This window comes from Mesorhizobium sp. WSM4848 (genome assembly GCF_055811375.1).
Genome location: NZ_JBVVPX010000002.1, coordinates 292,018 through 314,017, shown reverse-complemented (window position 1 = coordinate 314,017; position 22,000 = coordinate 292,018). Strand labels below are relative to the sequence as shown.

Sequence of the window (22,000 nt, the reverse complement as noted above, 5' to 3'; positions counted from 1 at the left end):
TCATCCTGGACGTCGATATTTCGGAGGACCCATGCCTCCTCTTTGACGTGGTCACGCCGTATGGCGTGCTTCAGCTCTTGGGAGAAGTGGAGATTGCCGGCAACCACCTTGTCGTCCGTAACCTCCATATTGGCGGCGATGCCCAGGTCCGGTGGGGATGGTCCAAGTTGCGCAAGCTCGGTCGGGTGATCGCGGAGAAGTTAGATGTCGACTACATCGAAGTTCGTGGAGCGATTCGGACAACGGGTGCGAACCCGGGACGTTGTCCGGGTGTCGTCAGGCTCTCCCGTCCGGCTGAGCCTTAGCTTTCTTCACGGCGCGAATACTCCTGAGGCTGCTCGGATTCTCGTCAGAAGACAGCTGCCGCTGAGGACGGCACACGCGGTCCTCACCGAGATGGTCGATCACGGCAAGGCATTCGTGACGGTTCCTTGCGTCGACGACCTGCGGGCACTGAAGGATGAACTCTCGTCCGCGGGGGTGATCGCGAAGGTCCATGCGCCCCGGCCGATAAGCGTCCGCGAAGTCCGGGATCGCACGAAGCTCTCTCAGGAGGCGTTCTCCGTGAGGTATGGCCTCGACCTGGCAACACTCCGCAACTGGGAGCAAGGTCGTTCGGAACCGGATGCGGCGGCGAATACGCTCCTCTGGACCATTGCCCGGAATCCGGAAGCAGTTGAAGAATCCCTCGACATGGAGGACGAAGTGGCTGCCCCGTCGCCCTAGCGAGGGCCGTCGAAACGCGGGCGGACTGCGTAGCAAATTGGCTATATGCCCCACATCACGAGTAAGCGCTACTCCGCGAACGTCACCCACTCTTCGAGCGGCGCGCGGTCGGTGCGGAACGCGTTTTCGGGCTTGGATGTGTCCTCACGGCCGAGCGCCATGCCGCAGACGACGATCTCCTCGTCGGGAATGTTGAGCACCGGCCTGATCTGCTTGTGATAGGGTGCAAAGGCCGCCTGCGGGCAGCTGTGCAGGCCCCTGCCCCGCGCCGCCACCATGATGTTCTGCAGGAACATGCCGTAGTCGATCCACGATCCCTTGTTCAGCCGCCGGTCGACGGTGAAGATCATGCCGACCGGCGCGTCGAAGAAGACGAAGTTGCGGTCGTGCTGGGCGCGCATCCTGTCGACCTCACGCCGGCCGATGCCGAGCACGCTGTAGAGGCCGAAGCCGTTGGCCCGCCGCCGGGTCAGATAGGGTTCGAAGAACTGGTCCGGGTAGTAGCGATACTCGTCCCACTCGGCCTTTTCGGCGCGGATGCCGGAGTTGAGGATGGCGTCGCTGATCCGTTGCTTGACCTCGCCCTTGGTGACGTAGACCCGCCAGGGCTGCATGTTGGTGCCCGAAGGCGCCCGAGCGGCAACGGCGAGTATGGCGCGGATCGTCTCGTCGTCGACCATGTCGGGCAGGAACGCCCGCACCGAACGGCGCGACGTGATCGCCTCGTCGACGATCGCCGCGCCATCCGTAATCTTAGTCCTGTTTTCCAGCATGGGCGTCCCTTTGCGCGTGACCCGAAAACCGGAATCGATTCCGGAAAGGATCATGCGCCATCCAAATTGAGAGAGCACCATTGCGGGTCCAATTGGACGCGTGGCGCTCTGTCGCAAGCCTCGATCGGGCGCCCTCACTCGCCGTCGTGGCCGAGCCTTTGCCTGAACCGCCAAAACGGTGCAAGCAAATCTTGCGGCCTCATGAAAATCCTCTTGATTTTTTCATGAACTTGACTTCTCATGAAATTTGTCCCGATTTTTTCATCGCGGGGATCTTTCACCAAGAGAAAAAAGCTTTGACCTCAACCGCCGTCAGATCGGAGCAGGAAAACCGCGAACGGCTGCTGGCCGGCGATATCAGGGCGCTGCGCAGGGCGCGCGGGCTGACGCTTGCTGAGACCGGCCTGAAGCTCGGCCGCTCGGTCGGCTGGGTCAGCCAGGTCGAGCGCGGCCTGTCGATACCATCGCTTAGCGATCTCAGGGCCTTCGCGGAATTGTTCGGCGTGCCGGTCAGCCTGTTCTTCAGCCACGACGTGCCCGTCGAGAACGAGCGCGGCGTGGTCGTGCGCGCCGGCAGCCGCCGCACGCTTGGCACAAGCGATTCCGGCCTGGTGGAGGAGCTTCTGTCGCCCGATCTCGGCGGTAGCTTCGAGATGCTGCGTTCGGTCTTCGCGCCGGGTGCTGAACTGAAGACCGAAGCCCGCCGGCCGACGGAGGAAGCCGGATATGTCGCTTCCGGCAGCTTCGACATCGAGATATCAGGCGTCTGGCACCAGCTTGGCGAAGGCGACTCCTTTCGCTTCGACGGCAAGCCGTTCCGCTGGCGCAATCCCGGTGCGGAGCCGGCGGTGGTCATCTGGGTGGTTTCGCCACCTGTTTATTGAGGTCTGGAGAAGAATATGGCCGGTTTGCCGACCACGGCACGTGTGGTGATCATCGGAGGCGGTGTCGTCGGCGCGTCGGCGCTTTACCATCTCGCCAAGGCGGGCTGGACCGACTGCGTGCTCCTGGAAAAGAACGAGCTCACCTCCGGCTCGACCTGGCATGCGGCCGGCAACGTGCCGACCTTCTCCTCGTCATGGTCGCTGATGAACATGCAGCGCTATTCGACCGAGCTCTATCGCGGGCTGGCCGATGCGGTCGGCTATCCCATGAACTACCACGTCACCGGTTCGCTCAGGCTGGCCCATACGGCAGAGCGCATGCAGGAGTTCCAACGCGCCAAGGGCATGGGCCGCTACCAGGGCATGGACATCGATGTGGTCGGGCTCGACGAGATCAAGCGCCGCTACCCGTTCATCGAAACGCATGAATTGAAGGGCGCGCTCTACGATCCGAGCGACGGCGACATCGACCCGGCGCAGCTGACCCAGGCGCTGGCCAAGGGCGCCCGCGACCTGGGTGCGAAGATCATTCGCTTCTGTCCGGTCACCGGCGTGCGCCGCGACAAGGACGAATGGGTGGTCGAGACCGCGCAGGGCGAGATCCGCTGCGAGATCGTCGTCAACGCCGCTGGTTACCGTGCGGCCGAAGTCGGCAGGATGTTCGGCCGCGACGTGCCGATGATGGTGATGAGCCATCAATATATCCTGTTCGAGGAAATCCCCGAACTGGCCGCGTGGTCGACGGAGCAAGGCAAGAAACTGCCGCTGCTGCGCGACGTCGACACCTCCTATTATCTGCGCCAGGAAAAGAACGGCATGAATCTCGGCCCCTATGAGCGCAATTGCCGTGCGCATTGGGTCGGCCTCAACGATCCGATGCCAGACGATTTTTCGTTCCAGCTGTTCCCCGACGATCTCGACCGGCTCGAGGACTATCTGGCCGATGCCGTCGCCCGCGTGCCGATTCTCGGCACCGCCGGCCTGTCCAAGGTCATCAACGGCCCGATCCCGTACGCGCCGGACGGCAACCCGCTGATCGGCCCGATGCCCGGCGTGCCGAACGCCTTCGAGGCCTGCGTCTTCACCTTCGGCATCGCCCAGGGCGGCGGCGCCGGCAAGGTGCTGGCCGAATGGGTGACTGAAGCCCAGACCGAATGGGACATGTGGTCCTGCGATCCGCGCCGCTTCACCAGCTTTGCCGCGGCCCCGGATTACTGCGTCGCCAAGGGCGTGGAAATCTACGGCAACGAATATGCCATCCAGTTTCCGCGTCATGCCTGGCCGGCTGGGCGCGACCGCAAACTATCGCCGATCCACGATCGCATCAAGGCTCTCGGCGCCTGCTTCGACGCCTATAATGGCTGGGAGCGCGCCACCTGGTACGCACGAGCCGGCGACGACGTCTCGGAAGCCGCGACCTTGACTTTCCGCCGCGACGGGCCGTGGCAGCATCGCGTGCGCGAAGAATGCCTCGCCGTGCGCGACGCAGCCGGCATTTTGGACCTGCCCGGTTTTTCCCGCTTCAATCTCGATGGTCCGGGCGCGGCCGACTGGTTGAGCCGGCAGATCACCGGGCTGGTGCCGAAACACGGCCGCATCGGCCTCGTCTATTTTGCCGACGACAAGGGCCGCATCGTCACCGAAATGTCTGTCGTTCGCCACGACGAGAATTTGATGACGCTGATCACCGCCGCGGTGGCGCAATGGCACGATTTCGAATGGCTGAAATGGCGCATGCCGAAGGACGCCTCATTCAGGCTGGTCGACCGGACCGAGGAATTCTCAACGCAGATCCTCGCCGGGCCCAATTCGCGAAAGATCCTCGCCGATGTCTGCGCCGCCGACCTTGCTCTGCCTTGGCTGACGCACCAGGAGACGACAATTGCCGGCCGATGGGCAAGGCTGGTGCGTGTGTCCTTCGCCGGCGAACTTGGATGGGAAATCCACACCAGGATCGATGACACCGCCACCATCTTCGACGCGGTCTGGGCGGCTGGGCAGAAGCATGGGCTGAAGCCGTTCGGCATGTACGCGCTGGATTCATTGCGGCTTGAAAAATCCTATCGCGCCTGGAAAGGCGACCTGTCGACCGACTATTCGATCCTGCAGGGTGGGCTGGAGCGTTTCGTGAAATGGGACAAGCCGAATTTCCGTGGCAAGGCGGCGCTGCAAAACGAGAAGCAGCAGGGCGTCAAGAAGCGCTTTGTCACGCTGGTTGTCGAAAACCCCGGCGACTGCGACGCCCCAACCATGTCGACGCTGTGGCATGACGGCCGGATCGTCGGCGAGACGACGTCCGGCGGCTGGGGTCATCGCGTCGACAAGTCGATCGCGCTCGGCATGCTGCGCGCCGACCTGACTGAGCCGGGAACTGCGGTCGAGGTCGAGATCTTCGGCGAGCGCTTCAAGGCGGTCGTGCAGAAGGACGAACCGCTGTGGGATCCAAAGAACGAGAGGTTGCGCGCATGAATTCAGTCATTCTCACCGACGGCGGCATGGGCCAGGAACTGGTCCGCCGCAGCAAGTCCGAGCCGACGCCGCTATGGTCGGCCAGGGTGCTGATCGACGAACCGGACCTGGTACGCGACCTGCATGCGGAATTCATCCGGGCCGGCGCCCGTGTCATCACCATCAACACCTATTCCGCTACCCCCGAGCGGCTGGCGCGCGAGGGCGCGGAGGAGCTGTTCAAGCCGCTGCAGAAGCGCGGCATAGAACTGGCAAGGCAAGCTCGCGACCAGGCCGGCGACGCGGCAATCGCCGGCTGCCTGTCGCCCCTGTTCGGCAGCTACGCGCCGGCACTGACGATATCCTTCGAAGATACGCTCGACATCTACCGCCGCATCGTTGCCGAGCAGGCTGACGGCGTCGATCTGTTCCTGTGCGAGACCATGGCGTCGGCCGAGGAGGCGCGCGCGGCTGTCACCGCGGCGTCGGAAAGCGGTAAGCCGGTGTGGGTGTCGTGGACGCTCGCCGATCACGGCGCGCCGCGGCTGCGCAGCGGCGAAGCCATTGCGGCTGCGTCGAGCGCTCTCGATGGCCTGCCGGTCGCAGCTAGACTGATCAATTGCTGCCGGCCCGAAGCGATCGCTGCAGCGCTGCCCGAAATGATCGGCCTCGGCGGGCCGGTTGGCGCCTATGCCAACGGCTTCACCTCGGTCGAAGCGCTCAAGCATGGCGGCACGGTGGAAGTGCTGCACGCCCGCCACGACCTCGATCCGGATGCCTATGCCGGCCAGGCGCTCGGCTGGGTCGAGGCCGGCGCTGACATCGTCGGCGGCTGCTGCGAAGTCGGGCCGCCCCATATCGCCGCCCTGCGCGACCGGCTCGAACAGGCCGGCTACGCGATTTCGGGAGCAGCATAATGCCCAGACCGTCATCGCGCATTTCCGGCATCGTGCCTTCCGGCAAGGACGGCTGGGAGGTCCATTTCGCTGCCTGGACGCGCAAGCAGGCCGGCGAGGACATCATCATGCTGTCGGTCGGCGACCATGATTTCGATACGCCAACGGAAACGATCGAAGCCTGCGTGACCGCGGTTCGCGCCAGCAATCACCACTACACCCCGCTTGCCGGTATTCCGCGCCTGCGCAAGGCCATGGCGGCGGCCTCGACCGCCTGCACCGACGTTAGGACCAACCCCGACCAGGTCATCGCCACGCCAGGCGGGCAGGCAGCGCTGTATGCGGCGGTGCAGGCCGTTCTCGACCAGGGCGACCATGCCATCGTGGTGGCGCCCTATTACGCGACCTACCCCAACACCTTCAGTGCAGCGGGCGCCGATTTCACCGTGGTCGAGACACCCGCCGAGGATGGTTTCCAGCCGCGTGCCGCCGACATTCGCGCAGCACTTCGGCCGAACACCCGCGCCATCCTCATCAACACGCCGAACAACCCGACGGGTGCCGTCTATTCGCGCCAGCGGTTGGAAGAGCTGGCGCAGATCTGCCGGGAGCATGACCTCTGGCTGCTGTCGGACGAGGTCTATTGGACGCTGGGCGGCGGCGAGCACGTCTCGCCGCGTTCGCTGCCCGGCATGGCGGAACGCACGCTGGTCATCAATTCCATGTCGAAGAGCCACGGCATGACCGGCTGGCGCATGGGCTGGCTGAGCGGGCCCGAACAGATGATCTCGCTGCTGACCAACCTCAATCTGGTGACCACCTACGGCCTGCCTGCGTTCATCAGCCTCGCTTGCGCCGAGGCGCTGGAAAACGGCTACGGCGTCAAGGAGATCGCCGAACGCTATGCCGCACGGCGCAGCGTCGTCCTTGAGGCCATGCGCGGCATGAACAACGTCACCGTGCGCGGCTCCGAAGGCGGCATGTATGTCATGCTCGACATATCGGCTCTCGAGCCCGACGACGAGAAATTCGCCTGGGCTCTCCTCGACAAGGAAAAGGTCGGCGTCATGCCCGGCTCGAGCTTCGGCGAGGCCGCCGCCGGCCATATTCGCGTCAGCCTCTGCCAGCCCGAGGCAGTGCTTCTGGAAGCAACCCTTCGCCTGCGCCGCTTCGCGTCCAGCTACCGCCGCGAGGCCGCATGACCTCCCCGTCTCCCAAAACCATTCTGGCCAAAACCATTCCTCCCAAAGCAAGGGCCGTCATCATCGGCGGCGGTGTTTCAGGCTGCTCGGTCGCCTATCATCTGGCCAAGCTCGGCTGGACCGACATCGTGCTGCTCGAGCGCAAGCAGCTGACATCGGGCACGACATGGCACGCCGCCGGCCTGATCGGCCAGTTGCGCGGCTCGCAGAACATGACACGGCTGGCGAAATATTCGGCCGACCTCTACGTCAGGCTGGAGGCCGAGACCGATGTCGGGACCGGCATGCGCCAGGTCGGTTCGATCACCGTGGCGCTGACCGAGGAACGCAACCACGAGATTTATAGGCAGGCGTCGCTCGCCCGCGCGTTCGATATCGACGTGCGCGAGATTTCGCCAAACGAAGTCAAGCAGATGTACCCGCATCTTAATGTTTCCGATGTGGTCGGCGCCGTGCATCTTCCGCTCGACGGCCAGTGCGACCCGGCCAATATCGCCATGGCGCTGGCCAAGGGCGCGCGCCAGCGCGGTGCAACGATCGTCGAGAATGCGAAGGTCACCAAGGTTCACACCAGGAATGGCCGCGTCACCGGCGTTTCCTGGATGCAGGGCGACGAGCAAGGCATGATCGAGACCGACATCGTCGTCAACTGCGCCGGCATGTGGGCACGCGAGCTTGGCGCCCAGAACGGCGTCAGCATCCCGCTGCATGCCTGCGAGCATTTTTATCTCGTCACCGAACCGATCCCTGGCCTGACCCGGCTGCCGGTGTTGCGCGTGCCGGACGAATGCGCCTACTACAAGGAAGATGCCGGCAAGATGATGCTCGGCGCCTTCGAGCCGGTAGCCAAGCCGTGGGGCATGGATGGCATAAGCGAAGATTTCTGCTTCGACCAATTGCCCGAGGATTTCGAACATTTCGAGCCGATCCTCGAAATGAGCGTCAACCGCATGCCAATGCTGGCCAGCGCCGGCATCCACACTTTCTTCAACGGGCCCGAGAGTTTTACGCCTGACGATCGCTATTATCTCGGCGAGGCGCCGGAGCTGTCCGGCTACTGGATGGCGACCGGCTACAACTCCATCGGCATCGTCTCCTCAGGCGGTGCCGGCATGGCGCTTGCGCAATGGATCAATGATGGCGAAGCACCCTTCGATCTCTGGGAGGTCGATATCCGCCGCGCCCAGCCGTTCCAGAAGAACCGCCGCTACCTCAGAGAGCGCGTCTCCGAGACGCTCGGCCTGCTCTATGCCGACCATTTTCCCTACCGGCAGATGGCGACCTCTCGGAACGTCAGGCGCTCCCCGCTCCATGAACATCTGAAGGCACGCGGCGCGGTATTCGGCGAGGTTGCCGGCTGGGAGCGGGCCAACTGGTTCGCTCGTGAGGACCAGGAGCGCGAGTACCGCTATTCCTGGAAACGGCAGAACTGGTTCGACAACCAGCGCGATGAACATCTGGCGGTCCGCAACGGCGTCGGCCTGTTCGACATGACCTCGTTCGGCAAGATCCGTGTCGAGGGCCGCGATGCCTGCGCCTTCCTGCAGAAACTCTGCGCCAACGACATGGACGTGGCGCCGGGCAAGATTGTCTACACCCAGATGCTCAACCAGCGCGGCGGCATCGAGAGCGACCTCACCGTCTCACGGCTATCTGAAACCGCGTTCTTTCTCGTCGTACCGGGCGCCACGCTGCAGCGCGATCTCGCCTGGTTAAAAAAACATCTCGCCGATGAATTCGTCGTCATCACCGATGTGACCGCCACTGAGGCCGTGCTCTGCCTGATGGGCCCGGATTCGAGGAAGCTCATTCAAAAGCTGAGCCCGAACGATTTCTCCAACGAAACCAATCCGTTCGGAACGTTTCAGGAGATAGAAATCGGCATGGGGCTGGCCCGCGCCCATCGCGTCACCTATGTCGGCGAACTGGGCTGGGAGCTTTATGTCTCGACCGACCAGGCCGCACACGTGTTCGAGGCGGTCGAGGCGGCTGGCGTCGATGTCGGCCTGAAGCTTTGCGGCCTGCACACGCTGGATTCCTGCCGCATCGAAAAGGCCTTCCGGCATTTCGGCCACGACATCACCGACGAGGACAATGTGCTGGAGGCAGGCCTTGGCTTCGCAGTGAAGACTGCCAAAGGCGATTTTCTTGGCCGCGATGCCGTGCTGAGGAAGAAGGAAACCGGATTGAACCGGCGGCTGGTGCAATTCCGCCTGAAAGACGCGCAACCTCTGCTCTTCCACAATGAGGCGGTCCTGCGCGACGGCAAGATTGTCGGCCCGATCACCTCGGGCAATTACGGCCATCATCTCGGCGGCGCCGTCGGCCTCGGCTATGTGCCTTGCCAGAGCGAGAGCGAGGCGGATGTGCTGTCGTCTTCCTACGAGATCGAGATCGCCGGCGAGCGCTTCGCCGCGGAAGTGTCGCTGAAGCCGATGTATGATCCGAAGGCGGAACGGGTGCGGATGTAGCTCAAAACCGCTCCAGCTTCGTTCGCACTTTCTCCAGAAACGCCGCCCTCGTCTTCGCTGTCGACGCATCCATCAGGTAGTGCGCCAGAAAGAACGTCCTGCAGCGGGTGGCGCAGAGCGCCCGCATGCCGCGCAGGATCGTCTTGCGTCCCGGCTGGCCGACGACGACGCTCCACCAGGTCGGTGCGCCGCACGTCGTGATCACCCCGATCTTCGTCACATGCCTCACCAGCGACTGGATCCGTCCGTTGCCCACCGGTAGCCGGAAGGCGACATCGGTTGCCCAGACCCGGTCGAGCCAGCCCTTCAGCATCGCCGGCAGCCCATACCACCATGTCGGATAGATGAAGAGGATTGCCTGGGCCCAGTTGAGATTTTCGATATGCGACTTGAGCGCCGGATCCTGCGGGGCGTGCTCATTGTAGGAGCGTCGCTCGTCGCAGCCCATGACCGGATCGAAATTTTCCGCATAGAGGTCGAGCAGCCGCACCTCCCAGCCTCTCGCCTTCAGCACCTCGATGGCACTATCGCGGATCGCGGCGCAAAAGCTTTCCGGGACCGGATGGCAATAAACCACCAGGACCCGCATCAGAAGGCATCCATGCTGGCTGCGACTTTCGCCGTGAATCTCTTCCGCGTTTCATCGGTCGACAGGTTCATAGAATAATGCGCGAGATAGGACACGGAGGCACCTGGCTTGACCGTAGCGCGCAACACACGCTTGACCAGCTTGCGCGGCGGGTCGCCCATCAGCATGGCGTGGAGCCGGCTGCCGCCATAGGTGGTGACCGCCGCCAGCTTGCGGATGTTGTGCAGCGAAGGCTGCACCTTGCCATCGACCAGCTTGAACGAGACGCCGGGCAGGAAGACGCGGTCGAAAAAGCCTTTCAGGATCGCCGGATAGCCGTAGTTCCACACCGGAAATGACAGCACCAGCGCTTCGGCCTTCTGCAACCTCGCGACATAAGGTGCTGCCGGATCACCGGCGCCGCGCTCGTCGTGATAACCGAGCCGCTCGGCCCGTGTCAGCCGTGGATCGAAATCCTCGGCATAAAGATCGCAGTCGTCGACGGCGTGGCCGGCGCCCGTCAGCCGCTCGACGATCGTCCGGTGCAGACCGGCGTTGAAGCTGGTTTCGACCGGGTGAGCGTAGAGCACGAGGATGTTCACCGAAGTCCTCGCAGGTCAGCGCGACAGCACCGTACGCTCGTCATCGTTCACCCCGCCTTCTGCAACCCCTTGAACAGGAACGACTTGCCCGAGCGATAGTCGTACGCAGGGTTTTCCCAGGCGATCATCTTGCCGGGATTGAGCAGCCCTTGCGGATCGGTCTCGCGCTTGAAGGCGAGTTGCACCTCGTCCGTCTGCTTCATGCCGCCCTCTTCCAGCGTGTAGCGGTGCGGATTGAAGACCCAGCAGCCATTGTCCTCATGGATGCGGATGATCTCGTCGAGCCTCTCGGCTGTGGTGAAGCGGACCAACGGCAGTCCGGCGACGCCGATCGCGCCGTCGAAGCGAATGAATTCGAGATGAACCGGCACCTCGTCGCCGAAGCGGTCGATCATCGCCTTGACGTAAGCGAGGTGATCCGGCGAGGGATAGCGGGTCTGCAGATAGGTAATCGTCGGGTCGACCCTGATGGCGCGCAGCGTCGTGTGGTTCCAGGTCAGCTCATAGGCCGGCGGCAAACCCCTAAGATCGGCCTCCTTGTCGGCGCGAAAGACGATCTCGCCCTTGCTGCGCGCCGTGAGGGCGACAAAAGCGTCGATCGCATGCGGCGCGATCATGCAGACGACGATGCTTTGCTCGCGCCGGAAGAATTTCTGGTGCCGCTTGAAATAGTCGTAAGGGATCGGCGCGGCGATCGGCGTGATCAGCTTCGCCAGGATGCCGTCCTGAATGGCGAGATCGTTGCCGAAGCCGGCCGCATCCATGAAATCGTCGAAGCCGACGATGACGTCGATCCAGTCGTAGGATGCGGTCAACGGCATCTCGACCTCGGTAATGATGCCGTTGGTGCCGTAGGCATGCATCACCTTCAGCACCTCCTCGCCGCTAAGATCCATGATGCGAGGCTCCGCCTCCATGGTCACGGTCTTGAGCCGGATGACATTGCCGAGGTCGCGCAGCCCGCCCCAGCGAATCGAGCCGATGCCGCCCGAGCCGCCGGCAACGAATCCGCCGATCGAAGCGGTGTTATAGGTCGATGGCGACATCCGAAGCTCCTGGCCGGAATGGGCGCGCGTCGCCCTGTCGATGTCGGCGAGGACGGCACCGGGACCGGTCACGACGCGGCCGGGCGCGATCGTCTTGACTGCGTTCATCTCGGCGAGATTGAGCACGACGCCGCCGGACAAGGGCATCGCCTGACCGTAGTTGCCGGTGCCGCTGCCGCGTGGCGTCACCGGAATGCCATGCCGGTGGCAAGCGGCAAGCACGCGGATCACCTCTTCTTCGGTCTTTGGCGTCACGATCAGGTCGCCGGTGACATGGTCGAGCTGTTGCTTCAGCACCGGGCTGTACCAGTAGAAATCGCGGCTCTTCTGCTGAATGATCGCCGGATGGTCATCGATCTTCAGACCGTCGAGGTCGCGCTTCAGTGCCGAAATGTCCATCATCGCACCATCAGATCGTCGAGTTCGGCATAGTCGGGCAATTGGCGTTCGATGGCGCGACCATCACGCACCACGATGCGATCCGATTCGGGCCGCGACAGCAATTCCGTCCAGCTCCGTCCCCTAAAGACGACGAAATCGGCAGCGCCGCCGGCGGCAAGCGTGCCAAAACCGTCGAGCCGCATCATCTTGGCCGGCGTCGAAGTCACCGCTTGCGGCCAGTCGCCGACCGGGTGATCGAAATGCAGGATGCGCGTCGCCATGCGATAGACCTCCAGCATGTCGAGATCGCCATAGGCGTAGAACGGATCGCGGGTGTTGTCGGAGGCGACGGCGACGGGAATACCGCGCGCTTTCATCTCGTGCAGCAGCGTCACGCCGCGCCAGCGCGGCGTGGTGTTGTCGCCGCGCCGGTCCTGCAGATAGAGATTGCACATCGGCAGCGACACCACGGCAAGCCCCGCCTTCGCCATCTTGTCCAGCGTGTCAAGCACGTCGAGATCGGGCTGGCGTGCCAGCGAGCAGCAATGGCCGACGAGGATGTTTCCCTCAAACCCGTTCCACAGCGCCGCCTCGGCGATCTTCTTCAGCGAGATCGCCGAGCTATCGTCGGTCTCGTCGGCATGGAAATCGAGGTCGAGGCCATGCTTGATCGCCTGCGCGAAAACCCGATCGAGAAGCTCTTCCAGGTCTGGCAGCATATAGGTGACGACGCCGAGCACACCGTTGGCCGCGGCGACGCGTTTGGCCAGTCCCTCGAACCATTTCTTGTCGCGCACGCCTTCGATGCCGAGCAGGCAAGCGGCCTGCAGCTCGATGCGGCCACGCCATTTTTCCCGTACCGTCTCGAACACCGGCCAGGAGATCTCCTCCTGCGGCGCGACGCTGTCGAGGTGGGTGCGCAAAGCCCTTGTGCCGTGCGCGTAGGCGCAACGCAGCGAAAAATCCATGCGGCAAGCGACGTCCTCGGCGCTCCAGCGGGCAACGCGGTCGGCGCCGGTGGCGTTCAGCGCGCCCATGAAGGTGCCGTCCGGATTGGGTTTTCGAGGCCAGATATGGCCTTTGTCGATATGGGTGTGGCAGTCGACGAAGCACGGCATGACGATACGGCCGCCGAGGTCGAGGGCGCCGGCGGGCGAATTGGAACGGCCGCGCGCGGTAATGCTGGAGATTTTGCCGTCGACGACGGCAATGTCGGCGAGCGCGAAGCCGTCTGCATCGAAGGCTACGGCGAGTCCCGGCGTAAGTGATGCGTGAAGCCGGGCGTTGGAAAGTACGAATTGGCCGGTTTCGGGGATAATTTCTGAGGTCATCGCTGCCCCTCATCTGCCTGCCGGCATCTTCTCCCCGTGAACGGGGAGAAGGGGGCTGACGGCAGCCTTGGCGCTCGTTCTGCGACGCTGGTGGTTGGCGAAACCGTCGATGAAAGCGCCCTTCTCCCCGTCTCTATACGGGGAGAAGTGCCCGGCAGGGCGATGAGGGGCAGCGCCAACGCCTGAAAGGATAATAGGCAGTTTTTGCCTTGAACACGACCCACCATCATCGCTCCTGCTTCAGCGCACTCTCGTGCCAGCGTCGCAGGATCAGATGCGAGATCAGCGACAGCACCAGGAAGATCAGAATGCCGGTGAACGAGATCAGGATCAGCGCCGCGAACAGCCGCGGTGCGTTGAGCCGGTAACCGGCCTCGATGATGCGCGAGGCCAGCCCCGACGACTGTCCCTGGGCCCCGGCGACGAACTCAGCCACCACCGCGCCGATCAGCGACAGGCCGCCGGCGATCTTCAGCCCGCCGAGGAAATAGGGCATCGCCGCCGGCAGGCGCAGATAGCGCAATTGCTGCCAGCGGGTCGCGCCGTTAAGTCTGAACATGTCGCGCAGATTGCGGTCGACCGAGTTGAGGCCGAGCGTCGTGTTGGACAGGATCGGGAAGAAGGCGACGATCCAGGCACACAGCAGAAGCTTGGTCGTCTGGTTGTCGACATAGATGTTGATTAGCGGGAAGATCGCGACGATCGGCGTCACCTGCAGGACGATGGCAAACGGGAAGAACGACATCTCCACCCATTTCGATTGCGCAAACAGCACCGCCAGCCCGACACCGCCGATGACGGCCAGAAGCAGGCTGAAAAAGGTGATCCTGAGCGTCACCAGCAGCGAGGAGAACAGCAGCCCGGCATCGTCGAACAGCGTTTGCAGCACCACGCCGGGGCGCGGCAGGATATATTTCGGGATGTCGTTCCAGATGCAGATGCGATCCCACAGCCAGATCGCCAGGATCATGATCGCCAGCGGCAGCACCCATCGGCCAATCCGCTCAAGCCGCTCCTGGCGCACGCGACGCGCCTCCTCGGGATCCAGGGTTACGGCAGGATGATCAATGGCCGTCATGATGCGGTCCGGCGGTTGAGTTGATGGCGCCGATCAGCACATCGGACGCCTGGCGGCAGAGCGCGGCATAGGCGGGCGAGGTACGGAAGGCTTCGTTGCGCGGATAGGACGCATCGATGGCGAGCTCTTTGAAGACCCGGCCCGGTCGCGCCGCCATGACGACGACGCGGTTGGAGAGGAAAACGCTTTCGAAGACGCTGTGGGTCACGAAGACGACGGTAAAGCGCTCGTCCTGCCACAGTTCCAGAAGATCGTTGTTGAGCTTGAAGCGGGTGATCTCGTCCAATGCCGCAAATGGCTCGTCCATCAAAAGCACGCGCGGCTTGGTCACCATGGCGCGGGCGATCGAGACGCGCATCTTCATGCCGCCGGACAACTCGCGCGGCACGGCTTTCTCGAAGCCGGTCAGATGAACCCGCGCCAGCATCTCCATCACGACGGGCGCAGCCTTGGCCCGCGACACGCCCTTCAGCCTGAGCGGCAGCCAGACATTGTCGAAGACGTCGGCCCACGGCAGCAACGTCGGCTCCTGGAAGACGAAGCCGATGTCAGAGCGGTCGGCAGCGCTGCTGCCGCGCCAGTCGAGCAGGCCGGAGGTCGGCGTCGCAAGACCGGCGATGAGGCGCAGCGCCGTCGACTTGCCGCAGCCGGACGGGCCGAGAAGGCTGAGGAAGTCGCCTTCCCGGATCATCAGGTCGACGTCGCTGAGCGCTGTCACGCCGTTGGAAAAGACTTTGCCGACGCCGCGCAGCGCCAGCAGCATCGGACCTTTGCCCGATGCGTTTGCCGGCGCTTGCGCCACTTTCTCCTGCATCATGCCCGGGTGCTATTTCTTCAGGTCGATCCCGACGCCCTTGTTGACGAAGGCCAGCGTGTAGGACTTCTTGATATCGACGTCGGCCGGCACGACCTTGGCCTTGACCATCTTGTCGTAGAAGCTCTGGATGCGCGCGTCGGTCATCGCGCCGATGCCGAGTTTTTCCGTGTCGCCGGAATCGACGATGCCGAATTTCTTCATCTGCTCGATCGAAAACGCGATCTGCTCGTCGCTGATGTCGGGGTTATCCTTCTTGATCGCCGCGTTGGCGGCAGCGTTGTCGCCGTAGAGATAGTTGTACCAACCCTTGGCCGAGCCATCGACGAAGCACTGAACCACCTCCGGCCGCTTGTCGATCGTCGCCTGCATGGTCTCGATCGTCGTCGCATAGGTGTCGAAGCCGTAGTCGGCGAGCAGGAACAGATTGGGCTGGAAGCCGCCTTCCTTGGCGACGGCGAAGGGCTCCGAGGTCACGTAACCCTGCTGGATCGACTTCGGATTGGCGATGAAAGGTGCGGGGTTGAACGTATAGGGCACGCGCTTGGCCGGATCGAAGCCGAACTCCGTGATCATCCACTGGAAGTAGCTCTGTGCACCTTCGTCGCCGATAATGTACTGGTCCGCGTTCTTCAGATCCTCCCATCTGTCGAGCCCCTGACCCGGATGGCTCATGATCACCTGCGGCTCTTTCTGGAACGAGGCGGCGACCACGCGCAGCGGAATCTCCTGCTGAACGGCGTCGAAGGCCTGCAGCATGTTGCCGCCCATGTAGAAGTCGATCTTGCCGGCGAGCAGCAGCGGCCGGCCGCTGACCTGCGGGCCACCTTGCATGATCGTCACGTCGAGCCCGCAAGCGGCATAAGTGCCATCAGCGACCGCCTGATAATAGCCACCGTGCTCGGCCTGGGCGAGCCAGTTGGTGCCGAAGGTGATCTTCTCGTTTGCTGCCGCGTGCAGCGTGCTTGCGGCAAGCAGCACGATCGCGCAAGCCGAAATCTTGAGTTTTCCGTCCATCCACACCACCCTCAGTTGACTCCGGCGCGCCGCGCGCCGGGCTCGACACCATCGATTCAAGAAGCAAGACACATGCCATCACCCGGACCGACCGCCTTGCGCAACAGTGGCGCGCGAAGGCCGGACGGGTCATGCCGTACCGGGGCATCGTGCCTATTTTTTGAACGCCTGTCCATAATCGCCCTGATAGTATGCACTGCATCTTGAAGGCTCGCCTGATCCGGCTTTACGCTGGCAGTTGACTGGAGATTTTCATGTTCAAATTCCTGACGCCGAAGTCGATCAAGCCGCCCTTTGCCCGCTACAGCCATGGCGTCGAGGTGCCGCCCGGCAAGCGGCTGGTGCTGTGTTCTGGCCAGGTCGCCATCACGCCGGACGATCAGATCCCGGAGGATGCCGGCGCGCAGGCCGAGCTCTGTTTTCAAAACATCGCGGCGATTCTCGGCGACGCCGGGCTTGGACTTTCCGACATCGTCCGCATCAACGCCTATGTCACCGACCGCGCCTTCCTGAAGCCCTATATGGACGTTCGCGACCGCCTGTTCACCAGCCCGGCGCCGGCTTCGACGCTGATGATCGTATCCGGTTTCGCACGGCCGGAATTCAAGGTCGAGATCGAGGTCATTGCGGCAGGGTGAGGAGCCGGCTGGAATCGACAGGCCGTTGATCTCCAGTTACACGACAAAGGCTGGTGCTGCCCCTCATCCGCCTGCCGGCACCTTCTCCCCGTATAGTGACGGGGAGAAGGGAAGCGCTCCAACGCTGGCGACCCCCTCTCCCCGTCTCTATACGGGGAGAGGGTACGGGTGAGGGGCAGCGCCGACGCCGCCAGTCTCTCTTCGAGGTTCAAAATGGCCGGAACAAAAAGACGCGTGTGGTGGGGCGATTACCGGACCACAGAATACGCCACCATCGACCCGGAGGCGACGATCGCCGTCCTGCCGGTGGCGGCGATCGAACAGCACGGGCCGCATCTGCCGGTCTCGACTGACAGCTCGATCATGAACGGCATGCTCGAAACGGTGATCGAGCGCCTGCCCGGCGATCTCGACATCCGCATCCTGCCGGTCCAGGCGGTGGGCAAGTCGAACGAGCACCTGCATGCGCCGGGAACCCTCACGCTGCCGGCGGCGACCTTGATCGAGGCCTGGACCGAGCTCGGCCTGTCGATCGCCCGGGCCGGGTTAAGGAAGCTGATCGTCGTCAACTCGCATGGCGGCAACGAGGAGATCATGGGCATCATCACCCGCGAATTGCGCGTGCGAGCAAAGATGCTGGCGGTGAAGACGAGCTGGCAGCGCTTTGGCCGGCCGGCCGGCATGTATACCGAGCTTGAGGATCGCCACGGCATCCATGGCGGCGATGTCGAGACCTCGCTGATGCTGCATTTCCGGCCGGACCTCGTCGACATGGCAAAGGCCGGCAATTTCGTGTCCAACGTCGCCGGCGCCGAAAAGGAGTTTTCGCTGCTGCGCCACACCGGAACGCACGCCTTCGCCTGGATCGCCACCGACCTCAACCCGAACGGCGTGGTCGGCGACGCCAGTACTGCAACGGCCGAAAAGGGCCGGCTGACCGCCAGCCATCAAGCCGACGGTTTCATCAGCCTGTTGAAGGACGTGCGCAAGGCCAAGCTGGCCGACTGGTTGGCATAGGAGGTTTTTCGCCAGCGCCGCGCCGCCCCTCGCCTGCCTGCCGGCGAGGGGCGCCCTCACCAATGATTTCGCCAATCGCCGGCGTTGCAAAAAGGGCACCAGCGCTGCGGCCAGCCCCTTCTCCCCGTCACCTATACGGGGAGAAGTGCCCGGCAGGGCGATGAGGGCAGCGCCGACGTCAACCGATCTTCAACTCGAAAGGCGTGCCTTCGAAGGCCTCGGCGCCGCGCCCGATCGCCTGGATCGCACGGGTCATGCGGCCGTTGCGATCGAGCAACGCATCGGCGACCGAGATCAGCCGCGGGTTGGGTGTCGCCGTCGGCGACAGCGCACGCAGCGTCTCGGCCAACTCGACCTCGCAGCGCTGCGGCGCCAATGCCGCCGCGATGATGTAGGCCGAGGCCGTCGACCGGCTGATACCGGCATAGCAATGCACGACCAGCGGCCTTGCACGATCCCATCGGCGCGCGAAATCGAGCAGGTTGCGGACATGCTCCTCACCCGGCATGGTCATGCCCTCCTGCGCCACCGCGATATCGTGCATGACCAGGTGCAGATGGTTCTCCCGGGCGATCGAAGCCGGCCGCGTCACCTCGGTGCCGGCGGCCAGCAGCGAAAGCAACCGCTCGGCCCCGGTCTTCGCGACGGTTTCCTCGACTTTTGAAAGCGAACAGACATGGATCATTGCTTGATCTCCCAATGCATGTCGCGCAAAAGTGCGCAGCGGTTTTGCGATAACGACATGCATAAAAACAAGTGCTTAAAGCGCGTCGCATGAATCCGTTCAATTGCGACGCGCTTTAGGCGTCATCGTCGCGTTGTTGCGACCAGTCGGCAAGAGCCGATTCGAGCCGCTGCCATTCCTCGCCCTCGCCCGGCAGCCCGGCGCGCAGCACCTCCGGCCGGCCGGAAAAATGCCGAAGCAGGATGCCGCGCTCGCCAAGCGCCAAAAACAGACCGGCGGCGTCCCTCAGCCTGATATAGCGAAACAGCGTGGTGCCGCCGGCGACCGGGGCGCCGAAGCGGCCAAACAGCGTATCGAGCCGGGCTGCATCCCTGGCCAGACGGCGCCGCATCTCGGCCTGCCAGCCGCTGTCGGCAAGCGCACGGATGCCATATTCGAGCGCCGGACCGGCAACCGCCCACGGCCCGAACTGCGCCTCCAGCCGTTCGACCGTCAGCACATCGGCCAATGCAAAGCCGAGCCGCAGGCCGGCAAGGCCAAAAAACTTGCCGAAGGAGCGCAGCACGACGAAGCCGCCATGCTCGACATCGCCGGCCAGGCTTTCGCCAGGCGGGCCGACATCCATGAACGCCTCGTCGACGACCAGCAACCCGCCTCTGGCGCGCAGTTTTTCGGCAAGCTCAAGCAGCTTCTTGCGTTCGACGATGCGCCCGTCCGGATTGTTGGGGTTGACGACGATGGCAAGATCGGCTCCTGCCAGGGCCTCGAAATCATCGACCTCCATCACCGCATGGCCGGCGATTGCCGCTGCCCGCTGATGCTCGGCATAGGTCGGCCCGAGCACCAGCGCCTTGCCGGGGCTCGCCAGCGAAGCGACACGCGGCAACAGGATCTGCGTGCCCGGCGCTGCCACCACATTGGCTGCCGACGGCGCGCCATAGGCGCTTGCCGCGGCGTCGGCCAGTTCACGGACGCGCGCGGCTTCCGGCAATCTCGATAGAGCGGTAGCGGGCAGCTCGAAAAACGGATAGGAGTGCGGATTGATACCGGTCGAGAGGTCGACGAAGGGCTGCGGCGCATGCGGAAAAAGCGCCCTCGCCCGGCCAAGGCTTCCGCCGTGATCCACCACTGCCGCCGCTCCATCAAGAGACTTCATGTCGATCCTGATCGCTTTCCTGTCACTGCTTGTTGAATTCGCTGTCGGCTATCCCAGCTGGCTGCTCGGCGCCATCGGCCATCCCGCCACCTGGTTCGGCAGGCTGATATCCTTTCTCGACCGCAGGCTCAACCGCGATGCTGATTCCGACGCCCTGCGTCGCCGGCGCGGTGTTCATGCGCTGCTGATCATCGTGCTGGTGCCGGCCACCATCGCTTTCGCGGTGGAAAGCATGCTTGCGGGCATTCCAGCCGGATTGATCCTCACCGCGCTCCTGGCGACATCGCTGCTGTCGCAGAAGAGCCTGGCCGAGCATGTCGAGGCGGTGGCCGACGGACTCGACAATGGCGGACTCGACATCGGCCGTGTTGCCGTCTCGCAGATCGTCGGCCGCGATCCGGAAAAGCTCGACAGAGCCGGCGTCTGCCGCGCGGCGATCGAAAGCCTTGCCGAGAATTTTTCCGACGGCGTCGTCGCGCCGGTCTTCTGGATCGGCGTCGGCGGGCTGGCCGGCGGCGTCGCCTACAAGGCCGCCAACACCGCCGATTCGATGATCGGCCACCGCACGCCGCGCCACGAGGCTTTTGGCCGGGCGGCGGCGCGCTTCGACGATCTGATCAACCTGCCGGCGTCGCGGCTGACCGCACTGCTTATCGTGCTGGCCGCCTTCTTCGTCAAAGACGCCGATGCCGGCAACGCCTGGCGCACCGTGCAGCGCGACGCAAAAAAGCACCGCTCGCCGAATGCCGGCTGGCCGGAGGCAGCGATGGCCGGCGCGCTCGGCCTGGCGCTGGCCGGGCCACGATCCTACGACGGCGTCATGGTCGACGACGCGTTCATGGGCGAAGGCGGCCGCCGCGATGTCGAGAGCATGGACATCAGGCGAGCGCTAAGACTCTATCGGGTTGCCGACTTTCTGCTGATGGCACTGTTCGGCTTGCTGTCGGTGATCGTCATCGCTGCGTGACTTCCCCTTCTCCCCTTGTGGGAGAAGGTGGCCGCGAAGCGGCCGGATGAGGGGTGTTCCAGCTTGGCACCAACCGCGCTTCGGCCAACACCCCTCTTCCGTCTTGGCGCTGCGCGCCAATCCACCTTCTCCCACAAGGGGAGAAGGAAGAAGAGGCGGGCAAAACCTCAGAACTCTATGCCTTGCTGCGCCTTCACGCCGGCGGAAAAGTGATGCTTGGTCACGCCCATCTCGGTGACCAGATCGGCGGCATCGACCAGCGCCGGCTTGGCGTTGCGACCGGTAACGACGATATGCAGGTTTTCGCGCCGGCCTTTCAGCGCCGCCACCACCTTGTCGAGATCGAGATAGTCGTAGCGCAGCGCGATGTTCAATTCGTCGAGCACCAGAAGGCTGATCGATGGATCGGCCATCAGCTCGAGCACCTTGGCCCAGGCAGCCTCGGCGGCGGCGATGTCGCGCTTGAGATCCTGCGTCTCCCAGGTGAAGCCCTCGCCCATCGTGTGCCAGACGACCCGGTCGCCGAAAGCGGCAAAGGCGTCCTTCTCGCCAGTATGCCATTTGCCCTTGATGAACTGGACGACGCCGACACGCCTGCCGTAGCCGAGCATCCTCAGCGCCAGCCCGAAGGCGGCAGTGGTCTTGCCCTTGCCAGGGCCGGTGTTGACGATCAGCAGTCCCTTCTCGACCGTCTTTGCCGCGACCTCGGCGTCCTGCACCGCCTTGCGCTTGGCCATCTTGGCGCGGTGGCGTTCCTCGTCCCTGTCGTCGATATCGGTCATATCACTTCACCTTGAGCGGCAGTCCCGCCACCATCAGCAGCACCGTGCCGGCGACGGCAGCGACCTGTTGGTTGAGCCGGCCGGCGGCATCGCGAAACCGGCGGGCAAGCGCATTGTCGGGCACGATGCCCTGGCCGACCTCGTTGGAAACCACGAACCACGGCCCGCGCGGCCGCGACAGCACATCCGCCAGCCCTCGGCATTCGGCCTCAATGTCGCGTTCGGCCAGCATATGGTTGGACAGCCACAGCGTCAGGCAGTCGATCAGGACGGGTCGGCCGTCAGGCAGCGCCCCGATCGCGCCGACGAGATCGAGCGGCGCGTCGACGGTCGTCCAGCCGTCGCCGCGCCGCGACCGATGCAGCGCGATGCGTTCGCGCATCTCGTCGTCATAGGCTTGCGCCGTGGCGATATAGGCCCACGGCGCCGGGCAGGCCGTCACCAGGCTTTCGGCATGCGCGCTCTTGCCCGAGCGTGCACCGCCGATGACCAGGGTCAGCTTGCTGCCTGGAGCAGCG

General features: G+C 63.9%; 21 protein-coding genes. 9 read left to right on the top strand and 12 right to left on the bottom strand.

The window, feature by feature from the left end:
- Nucleotides 1-204: 204 nt before the first annotated feature.
- Nucleotides 205-726: a helix-turn-helix domain-containing protein gene (locus AC0L16_RS03885; RefSeq protein WP_473619089.1), complete on the top strand. Its 522-nt coding sequence runs from the start codon at nt 205-207 to the stop codon at nt 724-726.
- A gap of 68 nt (nt 727-794) precedes the next feature.
- On the opposite strand, the gene AC0L16_RS03880 is transcribed toward AC0L16_RS03885, so the two are convergent.
- The gene (locus AC0L16_RS03880; protein WP_473619151.1) at nt 795-1,499 is read right to left on the bottom strand and encodes a nitroreductase; all 705 of its coding nucleotides are present in this window, start codon (nt 1,497-1,499) and stop codon (nt 795-797) included.
- Nucleotides 1,500-1,795: 296 nt separating this feature from the next.
- Between AC0L16_RS03880 and AC0L16_RS03875 the strand changes: the two genes are divergently transcribed.
- The 5 genes from AC0L16_RS03875 to AC0L16_RS03855 are packed head-to-tail and all read left to right on the top strand — an operon-like array spanning nt 1,796 to nt 9,400.
- The gene (locus AC0L16_RS03875; protein WP_473619088.1) at nt 1,796-2,383 is read left to right on the top strand and encodes a helix-turn-helix domain-containing protein; all 588 of its coding nucleotides are present in this window, start codon (nt 1,796-1,798) and stop codon (nt 2,381-2,383) included.
- 15 nt (nt 2,384-2,398) lie between these two features.
- Nucleotides 2,399-4,852 carry a GcvT family protein gene (locus AC0L16_RS03870; RefSeq protein ID WP_473619086.1) on the top strand — a complete coding sequence of 818 codons (2,454 nt, stop codon included), beginning with the start codon at nt 2,399-2,401 and terminating at the stop codon, nt 4,850-4,852.
- Nucleotides 4,849-5,748: a homocysteine S-methyltransferase family protein gene (locus AC0L16_RS03865; RefSeq protein WP_473619085.1), complete on the top strand. Its 900-nt coding sequence runs from the start codon at nt 4,849-4,851 to the stop codon at nt 5,746-5,748. Before AC0L16_RS03870 ends, AC0L16_RS03865 begins: the two co-directional genes overlap by 4 nt.
- On the top strand, nt 5,748-6,929 hold the full coding sequence (locus AC0L16_RS03860) for a pyridoxal phosphate-dependent aminotransferase (RefSeq protein ID WP_473619084.1): 1,182 nt from the start codon (nt 5,748-5,750) through the stop codon (nt 6,927-6,929). Before AC0L16_RS03865 ends, AC0L16_RS03860 begins: the two co-directional genes overlap by 1 nt.
- Nucleotides 6,926-9,400 (top strand): GcvT family protein, encoded by a 2,475-nt coding sequence (locus AC0L16_RS03855; RefSeq protein WP_473619082.1) that lies wholly within the window; start codon nt 6,926-6,928, stop codon nt 9,398-9,400. Before AC0L16_RS03860 ends, AC0L16_RS03855 begins: the two co-directional genes overlap by 4 nt.
- A gap of 1 nt (nt 9,401) precedes the next feature.
- Here the strand turns inward: AC0L16_RS03855 and AC0L16_RS03850 are convergent, their stop codons facing one another.
- The 7 genes from AC0L16_RS03850 to AC0L16_RS03820 form a co-directional block, all read right to left on the bottom strand.
- Entirely contained in the window at nt 9,402-9,989 is a 588-nt protein-coding gene (locus AC0L16_RS03850; RefSeq protein ID WP_473619081.1) for an NAD(P)H-dependent oxidoreductase, read from the bottom strand.
- Nucleotides 9,989-10,570: an NAD(P)H-dependent oxidoreductase gene (locus AC0L16_RS03845; RefSeq protein WP_473619080.1), complete on the bottom strand. Its 582-nt coding sequence runs from the start codon at nt 10,568-10,570 to the stop codon at nt 9,989-9,991. The genes AC0L16_RS03850 and AC0L16_RS03845 overlap by 1 nt, the downstream gene beginning before the upstream one ends.
- 47 nt (nt 10,571-10,617) lie before the next feature.
- On the bottom strand, nt 10,618-12,018 hold the full coding sequence (locus AC0L16_RS03840; RefSeq protein ID WP_473619078.1) for an FAD-binding oxidoreductase: 1,401 nt from the start codon (nt 12,016-12,018) through the stop codon (nt 10,618-10,620).
- Nucleotides 12,015-13,328 (bottom strand): cytosine deaminase, encoded by a 1,314-nt coding sequence (locus AC0L16_RS03835; RefSeq protein ID WP_473619077.1) that lies wholly within the window; start codon nt 13,326-13,328, stop codon nt 12,015-12,017. Before AC0L16_RS03835 ends, AC0L16_RS03840 begins: the two co-directional genes overlap by 4 nt.
- 226 nt (nt 13,329-13,554) lie before the next feature.
- Nucleotides 13,555-14,406 carry an ABC transporter permease gene (locus AC0L16_RS03830; protein ID WP_473619076.1) on the bottom strand — a complete coding sequence of 284 codons (852 nt, stop codon included), beginning with the start codon at nt 14,404-14,406 and terminating at the stop codon, nt 13,555-13,557.
- Nucleotides 14,393-15,223 (bottom strand): ABC transporter ATP-binding protein, encoded by an 831-nt coding sequence (locus AC0L16_RS03825; protein WP_473619074.1) that lies wholly within the window; start codon nt 15,221-15,223, stop codon nt 14,393-14,395. The genes AC0L16_RS03830 and AC0L16_RS03825 overlap by 14 nt, the downstream gene beginning before the upstream one ends.
- A 9-nt stretch (nt 15,224-15,232) precedes the next feature.
- Nucleotides 15,233-16,237 (bottom strand): ABC transporter substrate-binding protein, encoded by a 1,005-nt coding sequence (locus AC0L16_RS03820; RefSeq protein ID WP_473619073.1) that lies wholly within the window; start codon nt 16,235-16,237, stop codon nt 15,233-15,235.
- A gap of 254 nt (nt 16,238-16,491) precedes the next feature.
- Here AC0L16_RS03820 and AC0L16_RS03815 point away from each other — a divergent pair, with 254 nt between their 5' ends.
- Together AC0L16_RS03815 and AC0L16_RS03810 are read left to right on the top strand one after the other, a co-directional pair.
- Entirely contained in the window at nt 16,492-16,875 is a 384-nt protein-coding gene (locus tag AC0L16_RS03815) for a RidA family protein (RefSeq protein ID WP_254021900.1), read from the top strand.
- Between the two features lie 213 nt (nt 16,876-17,088).
- On the top strand, nt 17,089-17,892 hold the full coding sequence (locus AC0L16_RS03810) for a creatininase family protein (protein WP_473619072.1): 804 nt from the start codon (nt 17,089-17,091) through the stop codon (nt 17,890-17,892).
- Between the two features lie 178 nt (nt 17,893-18,070).
- On the opposite strand, the gene AC0L16_RS03805 is transcribed toward AC0L16_RS03810, so the two are convergent.
- Both AC0L16_RS03805 and cobD read right to left on the bottom strand, forming a co-directional pair.
- Entirely contained in the window at nt 18,071-18,577 is a 507-nt protein-coding gene (locus tag AC0L16_RS03805; RefSeq protein ID WP_473619071.1) for a tyrosine phosphatase family protein, read from the bottom strand.
- A gap of 115 nt (nt 18,578-18,692) precedes the next feature.
- Nucleotides 18,693-19,733: a threonine-phosphate decarboxylase CobD gene (cobD, locus tag AC0L16_RS03800; RefSeq protein ID WP_473619070.1), complete on the bottom strand. Its 1,041-nt coding sequence runs from the start codon at nt 19,731-19,733 to the stop codon at nt 18,693-18,695.
- Between cobD and cbiB the strand changes: the two genes are divergently transcribed.
- Nucleotides 19,732-20,700 carry an adenosylcobinamide-phosphate synthase CbiB gene (gene cbiB / locus AC0L16_RS03795; RefSeq protein ID WP_473619069.1) on the top strand — a complete coding sequence of 323 codons (969 nt, stop codon included), beginning with the start codon at nt 19,732-19,734 and terminating at the stop codon, nt 20,698-20,700. The genes cobD and cbiB overlap by 2 nt on opposite strands.
- A 167-nt stretch (nt 20,701-20,867) precedes the next feature.
- Here the strand turns inward: cbiB and cobO are convergent, their stop codons facing one another.
- Nucleotides 20,868-21,482: a cob(I)yrinic acid a,c-diamide adenosyltransferase gene (gene cobO / locus AC0L16_RS03790; protein ID WP_292401850.1), complete on the bottom strand. Its 615-nt coding sequence runs from the start codon at nt 21,480-21,482 to the stop codon at nt 20,868-20,870.
- Between the two features lies 1 nt (nt 21,483).
- The gene (gene cobU / locus AC0L16_RS03785) at nt 21,484-21,981 is read right to left on the bottom strand and encodes a bifunctional adenosylcobinamide kinase/adenosylcobinamide-phosphate guanylyltransferase (RefSeq protein ID WP_473619150.1); all 498 of its coding nucleotides are present in this window, start codon (nt 21,979-21,981) and stop codon (nt 21,484-21,486) included.
- Nucleotides 21,982-22,000: the final 19 nt, after the last annotated feature.

Coding starts and splice junctions, on each gene's coding strand:
- AC0L16_RS03885 (WP_473619089.1), top strand. CDS start 205: ATGTCGACTACATCGAAGTTCGTGGAGCGATTCGGACAACGGGTGCGA.
- AC0L16_RS03880 (WP_473619151.1), bottom strand. CDS start 1,499: ATGCTGGAAAACAGGACTAAGATTACGGATGGCGCGGCGATCGTCGAC.
- AC0L16_RS03870 (WP_473619086.1), top strand. CDS start 2,399: ATGGCCGGTTTGCCGACCACGGCACGTGTGGTGATCATCGGAGGCGGT.
- AC0L16_RS03865 (WP_473619085.1), top strand. CDS start 4,849: ATGAATTCAGTCATTCTCACCGACGGCGGCATGGGCCAGGAACTGGTC.
- AC0L16_RS03860 (WP_473619084.1), top strand. CDS start 5,748: ATGCCCAGACCGTCATCGCGCATTTCCGGCATCGTGCCTTCCGGCAAG.
- AC0L16_RS03855 (WP_473619082.1), top strand. CDS start 6,926: ATGACCTCCCCGTCTCCCAAAACCATTCTGGCCAAAACCATTCCTCCC.
- AC0L16_RS03850 (WP_473619081.1), bottom strand. CDS start 9,989: ATGCGGGTCCTGGTGGTTTATTGCCATCCGGTCCCGGAAAGCTTTTGC.
- AC0L16_RS03840 (WP_473619078.1), bottom strand. CDS start 12,018: ATGATGGACATTTCGGCACTGAAGCGCGACCTCGACGGTCTGAAGATC.
- AC0L16_RS03835 (WP_473619077.1), bottom strand. CDS start 13,328: ATGACCTCAGAAATTATCCCCGAAACCGGCCAATTCGTACTTTCCAAC.
- AC0L16_RS03830 (WP_473619076.1), bottom strand. CDS start 14,406: ATGACGGCCATTGATCATCCTGCCGTAACCCTGGATCCCGAGGAGGCG.
- AC0L16_RS03825 (WP_473619074.1), bottom strand. CDS start 15,223: ATGATGCAGGAGAAAGTGGCGCAAGCGCCGGCAAACGCATCGGGCAAA.
- AC0L16_RS03820 (WP_473619073.1), bottom strand. CDS start 16,237: ATGGACGGAAAACTCAAGATTTCGGCTTGCGCGATCGTGCTGCTTGCC.
- AC0L16_RS03815 (WP_254021900.1), top strand. CDS start 16,492: ATGTTCAAATTCCTGACGCCGAAGTCGATCAAGCCGCCCTTTGCCCGC.
- AC0L16_RS03810 (WP_473619072.1), top strand. CDS start 17,089: ATGGCCGGAACAAAAAGACGCGTGTGGTGGGGCGATTACCGGACCACA.
- AC0L16_RS03805 (WP_473619071.1), bottom strand. CDS start 18,577: ATGATCCATGTCTGTTCGCTTTCAAAAGTCGAGGAAACCGTCGCGAAG.
- cbiB (WP_473619069.1), top strand. CDS start 19,732: ATGTCGATCCTGATCGCTTTCCTGTCACTGCTTGTTGAATTCGCTGTC.
- cobD (WP_473619070.1), bottom strand. CDS start 19,733: ATGAAGTCTCTTGATGGAGCGGCGGCAGTGGTGGATCACGGCGGAAGC.
- cobO (WP_292401850.1), bottom strand. CDS start 21,482: ATGACCGATATCGACGACAGGGACGAGGAACGCCACCGCGCCAAGATG.